At 32.3% G+C, this 16,645-nt stretch carries 11 protein-coding genes; 5 read left to right on the top strand and 6 right to left on the bottom strand.

Going from position 1 to position 16,645, the window contains the following annotated elements; genetic code table 11:
- Positions 1-60 precede the first annotated feature (60 nt).
- Entirely contained in the window at positions 61-1,749 is a 1,689-nt protein-coding gene (gene pafA, locus Q0783_RS15930) for an alkaline phosphatase PafA (protein WP_298896773.1), read from the top strand.
- A 54-nt stretch (positions 1,750-1,803) separates the two neighbouring features.
- Here pafA and Q0783_RS15925 read toward each other — a convergent pair whose 3' ends face one another.
- The 6 genes from Q0783_RS15925 to Q0783_RS15900 form a co-directional block, all read right to left on the bottom strand.
- Entirely contained in the window at positions 1,804-2,019 is a 216-nt protein-coding gene (locus tag Q0783_RS15925) for a hypothetical protein (protein ID WP_230936787.1), read from the bottom strand.
- 81 nt (positions 2,020-2,100) lie between these two features.
- On the bottom strand, positions 2,101-3,393 hold the full coding sequence (locus Q0783_RS15920) for an HlyD family efflux transporter periplasmic adaptor subunit (RefSeq protein WP_298896770.1): 1,293 nt from the start codon (positions 3,391-3,393) through the stop codon (positions 2,101-2,103).
- Between the two features lie 11 nt (positions 3,394-3,404).
- Positions 3,405-5,594 carry a peptidase domain-containing ABC transporter gene (locus Q0783_RS15915; RefSeq protein WP_298896767.1) on the bottom strand — a complete coding sequence of 730 codons (2,190 nt, stop codon included), beginning with the start codon at positions 5,592-5,594 and terminating at the stop codon, positions 3,405-3,407.
- 136 nt (positions 5,595-5,730) lie between these two features.
- A complete protein-coding gene (locus tag Q0783_RS15910) occupies positions 5,731-7,341 on the bottom strand; it encodes a thioredoxin domain-containing protein (RefSeq protein ID WP_298896764.1) in 1,611 nt (536 codons plus the stop codon).
- A gap of 53 nt (positions 7,342-7,394) precedes the next feature.
- Positions 7,395-10,133, bottom strand: a complete 2,739-nt coding sequence (locus tag Q0783_RS15905) for a CHAT domain-containing tetratricopeptide repeat protein (protein ID WP_298896762.1) — start codon at positions 10,131-10,133, stop codon at positions 7,395-7,397.
- Between the two features lie 66 nt (positions 10,134-10,199).
- Positions 10,200-10,853, bottom strand: coding sequence for a hypothetical protein (locus Q0783_RS15900; RefSeq protein ID WP_298896760.1), 654 nt, complete (start codon positions 10,851-10,853; stop codon positions 10,200-10,202).
- Positions 10,854-10,941: 88 nt separating this feature from the next.
- Here Q0783_RS15900 and Q0783_RS15895 point away from each other — a divergent pair, with 88 nt between their 5' ends.
- From Q0783_RS15895 to Q0783_RS15880, 4 genes are all read left to right on the top strand, one after another.
- Entirely contained in the window at positions 10,942-11,505 is a 564-nt protein-coding gene (locus tag Q0783_RS15895) for an RNA polymerase sigma factor (RefSeq protein WP_298896758.1), read from the top strand.
- On the top strand, positions 11,502-12,296 hold the full coding sequence (locus tag Q0783_RS15890; protein ID WP_298896757.1) for a tetratricopeptide repeat protein: 795 nt from the start codon (positions 11,502-11,504) through the stop codon (positions 12,294-12,296). Before Q0783_RS15895 ends, Q0783_RS15890 begins: the two co-directional genes overlap by 4 nt.
- Positions 12,297-13,106, top strand: a complete 810-nt coding sequence (locus tag Q0783_RS15885) for a DNA/RNA non-specific endonuclease (protein ID WP_298896756.1) — start codon at positions 12,297-12,299, stop codon at positions 13,104-13,106.
- Positions 13,107-13,331: 225 nt separating this feature from the next.
- Positions 13,332-16,619, top strand: coding sequence for a T9SS type A sorting domain-containing protein (locus Q0783_RS15880; RefSeq protein ID WP_298896754.1), 3,288 nt, complete (start codon positions 13,332-13,334; stop codon positions 16,617-16,619).
- Positions 16,620-16,645 lie beyond the last annotated feature (26 nt).

Below are 16,645 nucleotides of genomic sequence, written 5' to 3'. Positions count from 1 at the left end.
CTTAAGTTTAAAAGATGATGAACTAAAATCTGTATTTTTGCAGCTCAAAACTCTAATAGCATGATAAAACGTATTTTTTTATTAGGTCTTGTTCTTGTTTTTACTGCCTCATGTGCAGGTCAAAAACAAACAGAAGTTGCCTATAAAGAAAAAAGAGAAATTCAAAATAACGTCAATAGTTATGATGATGTTAAGCCAAAATTAGTGGTGGGCTTGGTAGTAGATCAAATGCGCTATGATTATCTAACACGCTTTTATAATAAATTTAGTGAAGGCGGATTTAAGCGTATGATCAACGAAGGGTTTAGTTGTAAGAATAACCATTTTAATTATGTGCCTACATATACAGGGCCTGGTCATGCATCGGTTTACACAGGTACAACGCCTAAGTATCATGGTGTTATTGCCAATTATTGGTATGATAAAGAGGAGAAAAAAATGGTATACTGTGCTGGTGATGATAGTGTTGAATCTGTTGGTACAAAACACAATGCTGGTAAAATGTCACCATACAGAATGCAGACTACAACATTTGCTGATGAAAATAGATTATTTAGTCAGATGCAAGGGAAGACCATTGGTATATCCTTAAAAGACCGAGGTGCTATTTTACCAGCTGGTCATACTGCAAATGCGGCCTATTGGTTTCACGGGCAAGATGAAGGTGCTTGGATCTCTAGTACATTTTATATGAAAACTTTACCAAAATGGGTAACCGATTTTAATACTTCGGATGTAGCAGAATCATATTTTAAAGAGTGGAATACACTATATGATATTTCAACTTATACCGAAAGTGGAAGTGATTATAACACATTTGAAGGCGGATTTAAAGGAAAAGACAGAGCCACATTTCCATATGATTTAGCAGAACTGAAAGATCAAAATAAAGGATTCGATCTATTAAAAGCAACACCATATGGTAATAGTTTAACCACAGATTTTGCAATGGCAGCTATAGAAGGTGAACAACTAGGAAAAGATGATATCACAGATGTTCTAGCTGTTAGTTTTTCAAGTACAGATTACGTAGGTCATAACTTCGGAGTGAATTCAAAAGAAATAGAAGATACCTATATTAGATTAGATAAAGATCTAGAGCGTTTATTTACTTACTTAGATGCTCAAGTTGGAGTAGGAGAATACACTGTATTTTTAACAGCCGATCATGGTGCAGTGGATGTACCTTCATATTTGAGTTCTGTTCGCATTCCCGCAGGTTATGTTAATAACAACGACAGGAAAGAGAAATTTGCTACATTTTTAATGGAGACTTATGATACAAAAGATATTTTGGAAGATATTAGTAACAACCAAATCTTCTTAGATAGAGCTAAGATCAAACAAATGGGATTGGATTTAAATGATGTGCAACAAGCTATTGTTAATGAACAAATAAGCTATAATCATATTGCTAAAGCCTATACAGCTAGTACGATGAGTTCTACCAATTTCACTACTGGTATTGAATCTTTACTTCAAAATGGATTTAACCAAAAACGATCAGGTGATGTTGTCCTAGTAAATGATGCTGCTTTTATTTCTTATGGAAAAACAGGCTCTACTCATGGTAGTGGGTTAAACTACGATACGCATGTGCCTTTATTATTCTTCGGAAAAGGGATACGACAAGGACAAACCTTGAAAAAAACAGAAATTTCAGATATTGCTCCAACAATATCGGCACTTTTAGGAATTAGCTTCCCAAATGGGGCCACAGGGAAACCTTTAGAATTTGTGATGAAATAAAAAAGTAAAGCTGCCTTAAATAGGCAGCTTTACCAAAAGAATTATTCCTGATAATTAATTAACTCCACCAGTACAAACTTTTTCTTTTACCCAACATCCACTATCAAGTACAGAACCTGGAGTAGGACATGGTGTTACATGTGTTTGAACATAATGACAGCATTGATCACCCATTACATTATCACAAACATGAGTGAATGGTGTACCACCAAAAATAGCTTTCTGTTGTGCTTTGTTTAAAGCTTTTCCTAGATTTAATAAATTTTTCATAATTAAAATATTTAAAATTAAATTAACCTTGGTCATTTAAAGACACCCAAGGGTTGTGTCTATTCCTCGCGAGAGAATATTTTAATTGTTGAATACATTTTTTAATTGATAAAAAAAACGTTCAATCAATCTTAAATCTTCAGTAATGATTTTAGCTGAGCCGCGCATTTCATATCGAAACGGAATCTCTTTATCATAAGATGTGATGAGTTTGGATGGCAGGGATACAGTAATTAAATAAAAGCCATCTTCGTCAGCCAAAAGTGAAATAGATTTTATTTGACCTTTGATGTCACCATACTCAGCTTCGGGATAATTTTCAAGTTTAATTTGTACCGTCTGTCCTATTTTTATTTTTCCAGAGTTCTGCGCTGGTGTTTTTAGTTTTGCTATATAGGATGAATTTTGCTCTGGAATAATTGTAAATAATAATTCGCCTTGATTAACAGTTTGATGTTTTGTCCAGAGTTCAGAGAATGCTACTTTTCCATTAATATCAGATGTAATTGTATAGGTCTTTTCCCAATCTATAAGTGCTCTTTTTAGTTGATTAAAGGATTGAATTACATTTTTAAGTAGACTTATTTCTTCTTTAGTTTTTTTGATTGACGTACTAACTTCATTGGTGTTGGCATTTGCAATGGCTTCTTTTATTTGAGATATGGAAGCATCCATATTAGCAAAATTACGTTCGGCTTGAAGATATTTTAACTCTTCAGACTCTAAAGTTTGTCTAGAAATAACTCCATTTTCAAAAAGACGTTGTTGTCGTTCTAAATATTTTTTCTGATACACTAGCTCAGTTTCGTTTGTACGCTTTTGAGATTGAAGAGTTCTTAATCTTGTGTATAATTGACCTTTTGAAAATTGATTTCCATTTTGCTCATTTGCAAAAGGTTTGAGTTTTTGGTTCAATTGATATAAAATGTAATTATTTTCAAATAAAGCATATTCAGAATCTATGTCTCCTAAAAATAGAATGGGTAATTCGTCTATAGGATATTTGAAGTTTTTGTTATTGGGTTTTATAGTGTCAATAACAGATTTAAGTAGTTGTATATGCTCAAAGTTTGCTGTATTTTCAATAACTGCTATTGTATTGTTTTCTTTTAAAGTTTCATTATCACTAATAAGTATAGAGTCTATTTTACCTGTGATTTGAGCATATTTTTTTTGAGGAGGTAGTTTTGTTGTTATTTGTGCTTCAGATGCAATAATATCAGGGTATTTAATAAACCATGACAGCATTAAGAACATTATAATGAATACTAATATTAGCAAATTACCATATCTAATCATCCAATTGGGAACTCCTTCTAAGAGTTCTTGAATATGTTCACTTCTGAGTTCAATATATTTCTCGTTCTCTTTCATTTTTTAGTATGCTATTTACCTAATTCAAGTTGATTTTTTACCAAGTTGTAATAGTAAGCTCTATTTTTTATTAGTTGGTTATGATTTCCTATTTCAACAATCTTACCTTGATCTAGAACTACAATTTGATGTGCATTTTTTACTGTGCTTAGGCGATGTGCTATGACAACAGCTGTTTTATCTTTGAAAAAAGTATTTAATTTTCCCATAATTACTTTTTCATTATTGGCATCTAATGCAGAAGTTGCTTCATCAAAGAATAGAAATTTTGGGTTTTTATATACGGCTCTAGCAATAAGTAATCGCTGTTTTTGACCTGTACTTAATCCAGTACCTTCGCTTCCAATTTTTGTATTATAACTTAAAGGCAATTGGTCTATATAATCAGAAATATTGGCAACATCCATTGCATGTTTTAAGTGGTCAACATCAATATAGTCTTCTCCCACTGCTATATTATTTGCGATCGTATCATTGAATATGTAACCTTCTTGCATGACTACACCACAATTAGCTCTCCAAGTGCGCTGAGAGATATTGTTTAGGTTAAAGTTTCCAAGAGTTATATCGCCTTTATCAATTTCATAAAAACGGAGTAGTAATTTCATTAAGGTGGTTTTGCCACTACCACTAGCACCAACAATAGCGGTTGTTTTATTAGCTGGGATTGTTACCGATAAATCTTTTATAACGGGTTCTAATCCCCCTGTATATCTAAATGAAATATTGTTAAGTTGTAAATCTACCCGATTAGGTATTGTCGTTAATTTATTGTCCTCTGGTTTTTCTTCATCTTCCATATTATGGATTTCTCCCAAACGCTCAATAGATATTTTAGCATCTTGTACTTCTCGCATAAAGTTGATGAGTTGTACAATTGGTCCATTGAGTTGGCCAACCATGTAACTTATTGCCATCATCATTCCTAAGGTGATCTCACCTTCAACAACCAAGGTTGCAGATAGAATAGTAATGAACATATTTTTTAACTCATTAATCAAACTGGAACCAACACTTTGTGTTTGTTCTAGCGCCAAATTTTTTGAAGCAATTTTGAATAGTTTGGCCTGTACATATTCCCAATTCCAACGCATTCGTCGTTCTGCATTATGCAGTTTAATTTCCTGCATCCCGCTAATGAGCTCTATCACTTTGCTTTGCTCATTACTCACTTGTGCAAACCTCTTGTAATCCAATTCTTTACGTTTTTTAAAAAAGAATAAGACCCAACCAATATATAGAAGACTTCCAAGAATAAATACACCAAATATTTGTAGGCTATAGTAGGCGAGTACAAAACTAAAAATGATCAAATTAAAAAAAGAGAATATTATGGTTAACGATGACGTTGTTAGGATGCGTTCTATACGTTTATGGTCATTGATACGTTGTAATAAATCTCCGGTCATTCTTACATCAAAGTAGGAAATAGGAAGCTTCATTAATTTGATAAAGAAATCTGATATGAGTGAGATATTGATTCGTGTGCTCAAATGCAATAAAATCCAACTTCTAATAATCTCTAGAGATGCTTTGCCAAGAAATAGTGCTAATTGTGCAAAAAGAATGAGGTAAATGAAGTTAAGATCTTGATTTTGGATTCCTATATCGACTATACTTTGCGTTAAAAAGGGCAATACCAGTTGTAATAGACTACCAGCGATTAATCCAATAATTAATTGAACTACAAATTTTTTATACTTTAATAAATATTTGAAGATAAAACTGAAGCCAAATTTCTCATCGTTATCAAATTCAGATTGATAAAATTTTGGAGTAGGATCTATCATCAAGGCAATACCTTCTTCAGTATGCTCATCTGCATTTTCTCCAATCCAATATTTAATGAACTCTTTTGTAGTATAAGTTATTAATCCGTGAGCTGGGTCAGAAATATATATAGTGTCATTCTTTATTTTATAAAGAACAACATAGTGAATTTTATTCCAGTGAATAATACAAGGTAAAGGAGCCTCTTTGAGTTTTACAAAAGCTAGTTTAATACCTAGGGTTCGAAAGCCAATTGATTCAGCTGCATCACTTATACCTAGCAAGCTACTGCCTTGACGTGTTGTTTCGCTTATGCGTCTTAGCTCTTGTGTGTTAATTGTTTTGCCATAATATTTGGCAACAATTTTTATACATGTTGGACCACAATCTTTGGCTTCTGTTTGTTGATATGTAGGAAATCGACTTTTCAATTATGATTATTTTATTTAAACTTTTTAAGACTATATTAGCGATGAATATTTATGATGCTACATGTGTTGTGTCTATTCTTCGCGAGAGAATAAAGTGTTCATTCAAAGCCCTTTTTAGGGCTTTGTTGTTATGTTTTTAGTGTCTCACGAAAGGAATGTTGTAGCTATCTGATTCAAACTGTTCTGCTAAATCATCTATAAAGTAAATAAGGTCTTTTCGATCATAAATTTTAGGATAAGATTGTCCGTTTATTAGAATTTCTGGTGTAAAGTTGATGTTGTTGTTGCTGCACCAAGAATCTTCTTTTTGCAAAACAGTTAAATATTTTTCTGGATGAAAACAGTTTTGCCATTTTTTTAACCACTGTTCACCAGAATAATCTCCATAGATATCGTTCATGGCATTTAAGCAATTTTCTGGCCCATCTGTTTGATATAGTTCTAAAAGTCTAGTGCTCACTTTAACAGCAGGACTATCTGCATTTTTTGTATCGATATTAAATCTGATAGTAAGTGTGATTGCATCTAAATAGCGATTTAAAATTTGAGTTACTAAGTCATGAACAGTACGACAATGACCACACATTGGATTGGTAATTATAGTAATATTAAAATGACTATTTCTGTTGCCGTAGACGATTTCTTTTGTGTTATCTATATGAGTATTAATAATTTTAGATTTGTTAAGTTGATTACTAAATAACTCAAAGTTTCTTTTGAACTTGAAGTATTTTAATTTTGTTTGATTGAGTGTTTTATTTGCTTTTTGAGCTTCGGAAATTATAAACCATAAAGTTCCTATGCTTGTAAAAGAAAGCGCAGAAATAAGAATACTGGTAAATTTATAATTTGGATTGAAATCTAAAAGAGAAAGACCAACTTGAAACCACATTAATCCTACGATAGATAAGCAAAGAAAGCACCATTTTTTTATGACTGCATATTGGTAATATATAGAATAGATAGTTATTGGTAATGCGGCAACAGTAATGAGTTTTGGAATAAAAATAGTGTTATTACTTATTGCTAGGAGAAAAGTTGTTAAACTCAATCCTGAAAAAAAGATAAAGCTCAAATCGGTTAATTTGAAACCTTTGAAAATCGTTGCGCCTTTAGATGATAATACAGCATCACAGCTCTTTTTTTCGGTAGGATTAGAACAAAAAGCGTTACCCAACATTGTACTTTCACCTTGTTCTTGCTTTATAATGGTCGTCGTTATGTAGATACCAAAAACAGAGGTAAGGAAAAACACTAAATTTAACCATCCTAGATTTGAATTTATTAATATAAAGCCAAAAAGGAGAAACGTACAAATAGAAAGAGTTTTAACAATAGCTGATTTTGAATTAGAGGTATTACTTCGATTAGATTCATTTTCATCAACAGCTAATACTATACCTGTAAACTGATCTAAAAAATCATATTGATCCATCGTTTTCTGATTTTTTGGACCAAATACAATGCGGTAATTATTTTTTGATTTGGTAACGACAACAAATTGTTTTTGCTGTTCAATGTCAACTTGAGCTAAGAACGTATCTGGTAATTGATTTAATGTTTCAATAGTTTTAGGCACATCTAAAGCTATGTTTTCAATATTGAAATGATCTAAAACTCCAGTTATTGCATGTAAGCTTGGATACGTTGGATGACTTTGAATTTGAAAATTCAACTCATTGAAATCAATGTTAAGATTATTCTCTTTTAGTAATTGTTGTACTTGGTAACTTAATGCGTCTTTCACAGTAGTAAGGTATTGTATTTACCTACTGTTCCAAAGACATTTAATATGTTACCCTAATTAGTTGTGCTTTTTTTTCTTCGGAAGAATAAAGTGATGATTATCAATGAAATAATAGCAAAAATAAAATAGTACATAGTATCTAAACCATTATTAAATTCGATGTCGCCAGCATCACCAATTAGAATAAACGAAGACCAATAGTATGGTGAAGCTTGACTTAAAGAATTATTCTCTAGGTACTTCAATTTTGCATTATGAAGTGCTAAAGATTTATTTTGACCCTCTTTTAAGTTTTCATAAAATGAATTTAGCAATTGGGTAGATGCCTTATCGTTAACCTCCCAAAGTGTTGGTAGCACGCTATGCGATCCTGTATTAAAGAAACCACGAGATAAACTCATAACACCTTCACCTTTATATAACTCACCTAAAGAAGTGTTACAAGCACTTAATACAACTAAGTCTGGAGTATTATTTAAATGATAAAGATCATTTAAATCTACTTTTGAGTCATAAAAAGAAATCCATGGGCTGATACTATCATTAGCATTAGCATGAGAGGCAATATGTATGATTTTAGAATTATGATTTTTATTTAAAAAAGTTTCTTTTAATGCATTTTTTCTAAGATATAGCTTAGAAGAAATTATGCGATCAATAGATTTTAATTCTTCCTCAGAATAGGAAAGAGTTGAAAGGTTAGATGTAAATTCAACTGGAGCAAAACCTGTGAGGTTGTATTTGTTTGCTCTGTTAATTTTATCATTTTCACTCAAAAATGTGAGCGAATACGCATAGTTTATTTCATTTTGAAATATAAGATAACTGTTTTTATCTGTTGAGGTAAGAAGTGATTCAAAAGGAATATTTTGTAAATAATAATCAGGAACAATAGTTAGTTTTTTATCAATTATAAATGGATGAATTTCCTTAGGGAATAATGTGGAATAAATGGTATGTGAGACCGTTTTAAATGAATCAATGGCTTCTTGATTATCGAATGGTGTTTCTATTAAACTTCTATACGTAACAGCTAAATCTTTTAATACATCAAAATCTTCAATTTTGAATAGTTTAGTGTCGGTTTTCGATATTAGTAAGCCATAACCTTCTTCATCATCTAGAATGTATTCTAGATATGCATTATTGTCGTCTATATATTCCGATTTGAATACTTCTAAATTTATAACATTGGCTGCTTTATGAGTTTTGAAATAAAATTTGGTTTCCGAATCAAGAGAATTTATAAACTCATTATAGTCATTTTTAGTTAATAGTAAAAGACTTTGAACAGAATCTGTTTTTTTAGAAACTGAAAGCTCTTCTAGCTTAGCAATTTCATTTTTAAAAGCCATTTCTTGATTGATTATTTTTTTAGAAATATTAGAGTTATTTCTCGACACCTTTAACATTACATCTTCTAATAATAAAAAGGACTTATTTTTTTCAATAAAATAGAAGGCTCTTTCATAATCTTTTGATAAATAGCTAGCTTTTACAGCAGACATATAAATTTCAGTAGCCGTTTTTCTCCAAAATAATTTTGACTTATATTCTTGACTTTCTAACCTGGCTTGTTCTACCAAATAATGTGCTAACTCTAAAGTTTTTAAAGCTTCTTTTAGATAGTCAGTCTTACTAGATTCTTTTTTAGCTAATTTTAACCAAACATTTGCCTTATCGCTAAGTCCAGCAATCAACTGAAATTTCATTTTCGAATTTGACAAATCTTGTTTAGTTGGAAGATCTTTAATGTTAGACGTGTCTAAGTCAACTAATTTAGAGATAGCTGTTTGAGCATTTGTCAGAGCTTTACTATAATTTTCAAAAAATAGATAATGAATACTAAGGTTTCTATGAATCATAACTTCAGTGGCGGTATCCAAATAATAACTCAAAGCTTTATTAAAATAAAACTCAGCATCTTCACTTTCAGACTTTAAATATAGAACACCAATATCATTGTAAGTTTTTCCTAATAGATAATCATTTTCTAATTCCATTGCTATAGATAAAGCTTTATCTAAATTGATTTTTCCATTAGAAAAATCATAATCAAACCTATCTATATAAATATTACCTAATTGATTATATAATGTATGTATATATTTTTTACTTACATCGTTGGAAGATTCTTCGTCTGTATTGGTAATATTTACAAATTCTGTTGCACTGGATAATACATCTACACCATACTTTAAGCTATTAGGTGTATTTATTCGTTTACATGCTTGACCTATCCCTATAGCACTTCTTACGTAATAATCATTAAAGTTTAGTCGTTTAGCGATAGTTTTACTGAGTTCGTAATGATCTTTAGAATTATGATATTGCCCTATTGTAAAATAAATTTCAGCCATTTGAAATGCTCCTTGAATTGCATATTTATCTGGAGTTTCATATTGAAGTAGTCTATTGTATGTTTTTAGAGCATTTTCTAAATCATATGTTTTTCTTTCATAAAACCCAAGACTGTATAAGTTTCTTCTGTATAATGTAGCTTTAGCGTAATTTACAGAATCCATTTGATGTAAATTCTTTTTATTGAGCTCAATAGCTTTTGGGAGATTACCTTGTTTTCGATACCATTTTGCTAATTCGTATGTTTCTAAAAATAACAGGTCTAAATTCTCATTTTTTTTATGAGCATTAAGTAGAGAGTCAAACTTTTGTTCTTTTTCAAGTTTGTCAACTTTACTTGAAGAGATATCTTTAAAAGTTTGCGAAATATCCTGTGAAAAAATTCTAATGGATGAGATTAGAAATAATCCGATTAATATTGAGTTTTTCAATTTGTGGTAATAATTATTAGGTTAATAAAAGGCAAAAGGGTAGCTTTTACACTACCCTTTGAATTTTTAATCTATAATTTCGGTTGAAAAGCAATAAGCATAATCTACACTAATGTCTGGATCATCTGGATCAATAACTGTATTATCTGGGTCTGGTGGTGGAGGGTCTTTTTTCTTACCGTTAACATCAGTGACACCAGCTCCAGTTGAGTTACTAGTACTTCCTCCTTCAGAATTACCTGTATGGTCGTGTCCTGGTATAACACCGTCTTGGTGCCCTATACTAGATATATAAGCATTAAACTCATGTACATCTACTACCCATCGTTCAATATTTCCACAATCTGGGTTTGACGCATATTCAACTGAAAAAATTGTAAAATTGTTCATCATTTCATTTCTGTAATGAATATTAAATGGACCAATAAAACTACCTACATAATTTGCCTCTAACAAGGTCATATCTAAATACATTGTATAGGTGTGAGTGCCAAAAGGAATTTCATTTAATACAATCAAGTTTGGGTTGTTCAAAGGAATTGGATCAGATGTCCGTTCTTGATTTGAGTTTTCGTTTTGAGATTTTTTTGAATAGGTTTCTGTCTTTAACTTTTCTTCAAGAACTGATTCTTCATAATCTGTTTGAAGTTGGTCAACAGAACAACTCATCGATAGCATTAAAGCTAAAACGGTGAGTAATTTAAATGTGTTTGTTTTCATAATATTTGTTGTTTTCCCCATCTGTTCATAAATATATATATTTGTTACCCATTAAAAAATAAAAATATTCAGGCGACAATAAAAACAGATGAAAGACCCTCATTATTTCTTAAATGGACTCGTTAATAATAATGAGCGTATTGTTAGAGAAATTTATAAAAATTCGTTTCGTCAAGTCTTGAGTTTTATTTCAAACAATAAGGGTCAACGTACTGACGCAGATGACATTTTTCAAAAAGCTTTAATGCAAATCATGGTTCGCGCAAAAACCAGACCCTTTTCTATAAATTCGTCTTTTGAAGCTTTTTTATTTGTGTCTTGTAAAAACCTATGGCGTAGAGAATTAAATAAAAAGAAAAGAGAGGTAACAAATGATCAGGTTATTGAACATATAACTGAAGAACGAGACTTAGCCATAAGTGTTCTTGAACAAGAGCGTTGGGAATTTTTTCAAGAAAAGCTTAAATTGATCTCTGATAATTGTCAGCTAGTATTAAAACAAGTTTTTAGTAAAATGTCTTATAAAGATATAGCTGAACGACTTGGATATAGTTCTGAGAATGTTGTAAGGCAAAGGGTTTTTAAATGTAAAGCCAAGCTAGTAGAATTAATTAAATCTGATATGAAGTATCTACAGCTAAAAGAAATATGAGTCTAACTGAGAATCAAATACAGCAAATTGAAGACTATCTTAAGGGCAAGCTTTCTAAAGAAGAATTGCAAGTTTTTGAGAAAGAGTTAGAGACTAATTCTGAATTACAAGAATATCTAGACATTGCCAAACAAATGGAGGTCGTTTATGATGATGTCAACTGGTTATTTGCTCAAAATAAAGATTCTGAAGATCTAAAAACTATGGAGGATTATCTCAATAGTGAAGAAGGGCAACAAACGAAATTTTTTTTTGAAAAAATGAAAGCTTCTAATTCTCCAGTAAGACGTTTGAAGAAGTCATATACTTATATTGCAATTGCAGCGTCTTTATTACTACTTCTAGCTATTCCTTTTGTCTTAAGTTCAAATTTAAGTCACGATGAATTGTATACTAACTATTCAGATTACTCTAATTTACCTTCGTTTGTTACTAGAAATAATACGACAGAAGATAGATTAACTGAAGCTGAAAAACTATTTAAAAATAAAGAGTACAAAGAAGCGTTAGTTATCTTTCAATCGCAAATAGATACTGCTTCCAATAAAGGAATAGTATATATGTATCAAGGCTTATCCCAGATTGAATTAAAACAATATGAACAAGCCAAACAAACTTTTGATGCACTTATTAATAGTGATTTAGTTGACGCTCCAAAGGGACATTGGTATAAAGCGTTATTGTATTTAAAACAAGACAATATAAAAGAGGCTAAGTTGATATTAAACACTATTGTGACTAATTTTTACTACAATCATACTAAGGCCAAAGACTTACTAAACGAGTTGTAAATGAATAAAAAAAAGGTCTATTCAATTATAGCAGTTTTAATAATTGTTGGTATTTATAGCTACGAACACTTTTTAAAAGAAGAAGCCTCTGCCGAAATAATTAAGCAAGGTCAAACAGTTAAAACTGATACCAACGAATACTTTTTACCAACAAGCACCACAGGACAAATTGTACATCATGATGGTTATTCTTTATCATACAGTGAACCTCATGAACAAGCCGAATGGGTAGCTTACGAACTAAAAAAATCACATTTATCTAATACCAATTTTAAACGCCCTTATTTTGAAATTGATAAGACTGTAAAAACTGGTGCAGCTCATTGGCGAAATTATAAGAAATCTGGTTACGATCGCGGACATTTATGTCCTGCAGGAGATAGAAAGTACAGTAAGGTAGCACATGATGAGACGTTTCTAACTAGTAATATTAGTCCGCAAGAGCATAGTTTCAATTCAGGAATATGGAATACGCTTGAGCAAAAAGTACGTTATTGGGCAGGTAAATATGACGGTGTATTTGTAGTTACTGGAGGTGTTTTAAATGGGAATATGAAAACGATAGGAGAAGAGGAAGTGAGTGTACCCAACCAATTTTACAAAGTGCTAATCGATAATAATACTGGGAATACGAAGATTATTGCATTTTTGATGCCTCATAAAAACTCTAATGAACCGCTTTATAAGTTTGTAGTATCTGTAGATGAAGTAGAAGAGCTTACCGGAATTGATTTCTTTCCTGAATTGGATGATGCTACTGAAAATAAGCTAGAAGCATCAAGTAGTTATAAAGATTGGAGTTTTAATTGACTATTTACCTTGGATTTTGTGCATAAGAGGTTCGGAATTTCATCCTAATAAAATATAATATTTTTATAATCAAAGTGTTAGATGCCTAACATTTTGATATGCTTTTATAATTTAATTTGGTCTGATTAATTAAAATCCAATAAGATTATGAATGCAAACCAACAATTCATTCATTCAAAAAAGAAGTCTATATTTCTTAAAAGGATAGGCATTTTATTTTGTTTGATGTTTTTTATTTGTGCCAATATTGAAGCACAAGAATCTCGTTTTTTTTATGTAAATGGAGGTAATATAGTTACCTATGATGACACAACTATTTGCGTAGATGATGAACCCGATCCTATAAATGTGAACGTATATGGAGCCTTTGGGTTTCATAAGAAATGGATTATTACCGATAGTGATAATAATATTTTAGCTTTACCTCAAGCTCCCCCTTTTAATCTTAATGATGCAGGTCCGGGTCTCTGTAAAATATGGCACATTTCGTATCTTTTTGTTATAAATTTAGATGTGGGAATTAACTTAAATCAGTTGTTTGGTTGGTATGATTTATCAAACCCAATAGAAGTATATCGTAACCAACCAGAAGGTGGTGTGCTTGAAGGCGGCCCATTTGAGTTTTGCGTAGGCGATGGTATTGCAGATAATATAGATGAAGGAGCGATTACCTTATCTGGTAATTCAGGAGGCAATTCACAATGGGTTATCACTGATAGTGAGGGTAATATTCTAGGTTTACCACCAAGTCCATATGTAGTTGATTTTGATGGCGCAGGCGATGGCACATGTCTAGTATGGCATTTAAGTTTTGAAGATGGACTAGAAGGTGCAGTGGTAGGCAATAATGCAAGTGAGTTAAAAGGTTGTTATAGTCTGTCAAATCCAATAGAAGTATATCGCAACCAACCAGAAGGTGGTGTGCTTGAAGGCGGCCCATTTGAGTTTTGTGTAGGCGATGGTGTAGCAGATAATATAGAAGAAGGAGCTATTAGCTTGTCAGGCAACTCAGGAGGTAACTCACAATGGGTTATCACTGATAGCGAAGGTAATATTCTAGGTTTACCACCAAGTCCATATGTAGTTGATTTTGATGGCGCAGGCGATGGTATATGTTTAGTATGGCATTTAAGTTTTGAAGATGGACTAGAAGGTGCAGAGGTAGGTAATAATGCCAATGAATTACAAGGCTGTTACAGTCTGTCAAATCCAATAGAAGTATATCGCAACCAACCAGAAGGTGGTGTGCTTGAAGGCGGCCCATTTGAGTTTTGTGTAGGCGATGGTGTTGCAGATAATATAGAAGAAGGAGCTATTAACTTGTCAGGCAACTCAGGAGGTAACTCACAATGGGTTATTACTGATAGCGAAGGTAATATTCTAGGTTTACCACCAAGTCCATATGTAGTTGATTTTGATGGCGCAGGCGATGGTACATGTTTAGTATGGCATTTAAGTTTTGAAGATGGATTAGAAGGCGCAGTGGTAGGCAATAACGCCAATGAATTACAAGGCTGTTACAGTCTGTCAAATCCAATAGAAGTCTATCGCAATCAACCAGAAGGTGGTGTACTTGAAGGCGGCCCATTTGAATTTACAGTGGGTGATGGTGTTGCAGATAATATAGATGAAGGAGCTATTAGTTTATCTGGTAATTCAGGAGGTAACTCACAATGGGTTATTACTGATAGCGAAGGTAATATTCTAGGTTTACCACCAAGTCCATATGTAGTTGATTTTGATGGCGCAGGCGATGGTATATGTTTAGTATGGCATTTAAGTTTTGAAGATGGACTAGTAGGCGCAGTGGTAGGTAATAATGCCAATGAATTACAAGGCTGTTATAGTTTGTCAAATCCTTTAGAAGTTATAAGAAAAGAAATAGATGTTTGTAGCGTTGAGGGAGGCAAATTAGCAGGCGGCCCATTTGAGTTTTGCGTAGGTGATGGTGTTGCAGATAATATAGAAGAAGGAGCTATTAGCTTATCAGAAAATTCAGGAGGCAATTCACAATGGGTTATTACTGATAGTGAGGGTAATATTCTAGGTTTACCGCCAAGTCCATATGTAGTTGATTTTGATGGCGCAGGCGATGGCACATGTTTAGTATGGCATTTAAGTTTTGAAGATGGACTAGTAGGTGCAGAGGTAGGCAATAACGCCAATGAATTAAAAGGTTGTTACAGCTTATCAAACCCAATAGAAGTATATCGTAACCAACCAGAAGGAGGTGTGCTTGAAGGCGGCCCATTTGAGTTTTGTGTAGGTGATGGTATTGCAGATAATATAGATGAAGGGGCGATTAGCTTATCAGGTAATTCAGGAGGCAATTCACAATGGGTTATTACTGATAGTGAGGGTAATATTCTAGGTTTACCGCCAAGTCCATATGTAGTTGATTTTGATGGCGCAGGCGATGGTACATGTTTAGTATGGCATTTAAGTTTTGAAGATGGACTAGAAGGTGCAGTGGTAGGCAATAATGCAAGTGAGTTAAAAGGCTGTTACAGTCTGTCAAATCCAATAGAAGTCTATCGTAACCAACCAGAAGGTGGTGTACTTGAAGGTGGCCCATTTGAATTTACTGTGGGCGATGGTGTTGCAGATAATATAGAAGAAGGGGCGATTACCTTATCTGGTAATTCAGGAGGTAACTCACAATGGGTTATCACTGATAGCGAAGGTAATATTCTAGGTTTACCACCAAGTCCATATGTAGTTGATTTTGATGGCGCAGGCGATGGTACATGTTTAGTATGGCATTTAAGTTTTGAAGATGGATTAGTAGGCGCAGTGGTAGGTAATAATGCCAATGAATTACAAGGCTGTTATAGTTTGTCAAATCCTTTAGAAGTTATAAGAAAAGAAATAGATGTTTGTAATGTTGAGGGAGGCAAATTGTCTTCTAAAAATTACTTTGTATTCTGTGTGGGAGATGATGAGCCAGATTATGTTGATGGTATAGAATTGGTAAGTAATTCAGGAGAAAACTCACAATGGGTAATAACAGATTTACAAGGAGAAATCTTAGGATTACCAGAATCACCTGAAGATGTAGATTTTAATGGTGCTGGAGAAGGTATTTGTTTAATTTGGCATTTGAGCTATAGTGATAGTTTTGCAGGTGCTGATATAGGTAATAATGCGTTCACTGATTTAGAGGGTTGTTATAATCTATCTAATCCATTACCTGTATTTAGATTTCCTGCAGATGGATTTTTATGCGAATTATTTTCCTATACTTTTAATAGAAATTCTGTAGAAATTAAAATGTATCCAAATCCAGCTTCAACTAAAATTAATTTAGATTTATCTAATATTTCAGAAGATGTTAATGTTAAGATATTTAGCTATTCAAGTATTGAAGTATTTAATAGAGATATTCAAATTGATGTTTTGCGAAATAAGGAGTTAAATATAGATGTAAGTAAATTTAATAGTGGATTCTACTTGGTAAGTATTACTGATACCAAGGGTAGCGTAAAAGCTGTTAAAAGATTAATTATTGAATAACTTATATAGGTTTAAAAAAAGAGGTT

The sequence above is a fragment of the uncultured Psychroserpens sp. genome (genome assembly GCF_947500255.1).
Lineage (GTDB): Bacteria > Bacteroidota > Bacteroidia > Flavobacteriales > Flavobacteriaceae > Psychroserpens.
The sequence above is the reverse complement of the archived record's forward strand: the minus strand, read 5'-3'. Positions and strand labels throughout refer to the sequence as shown.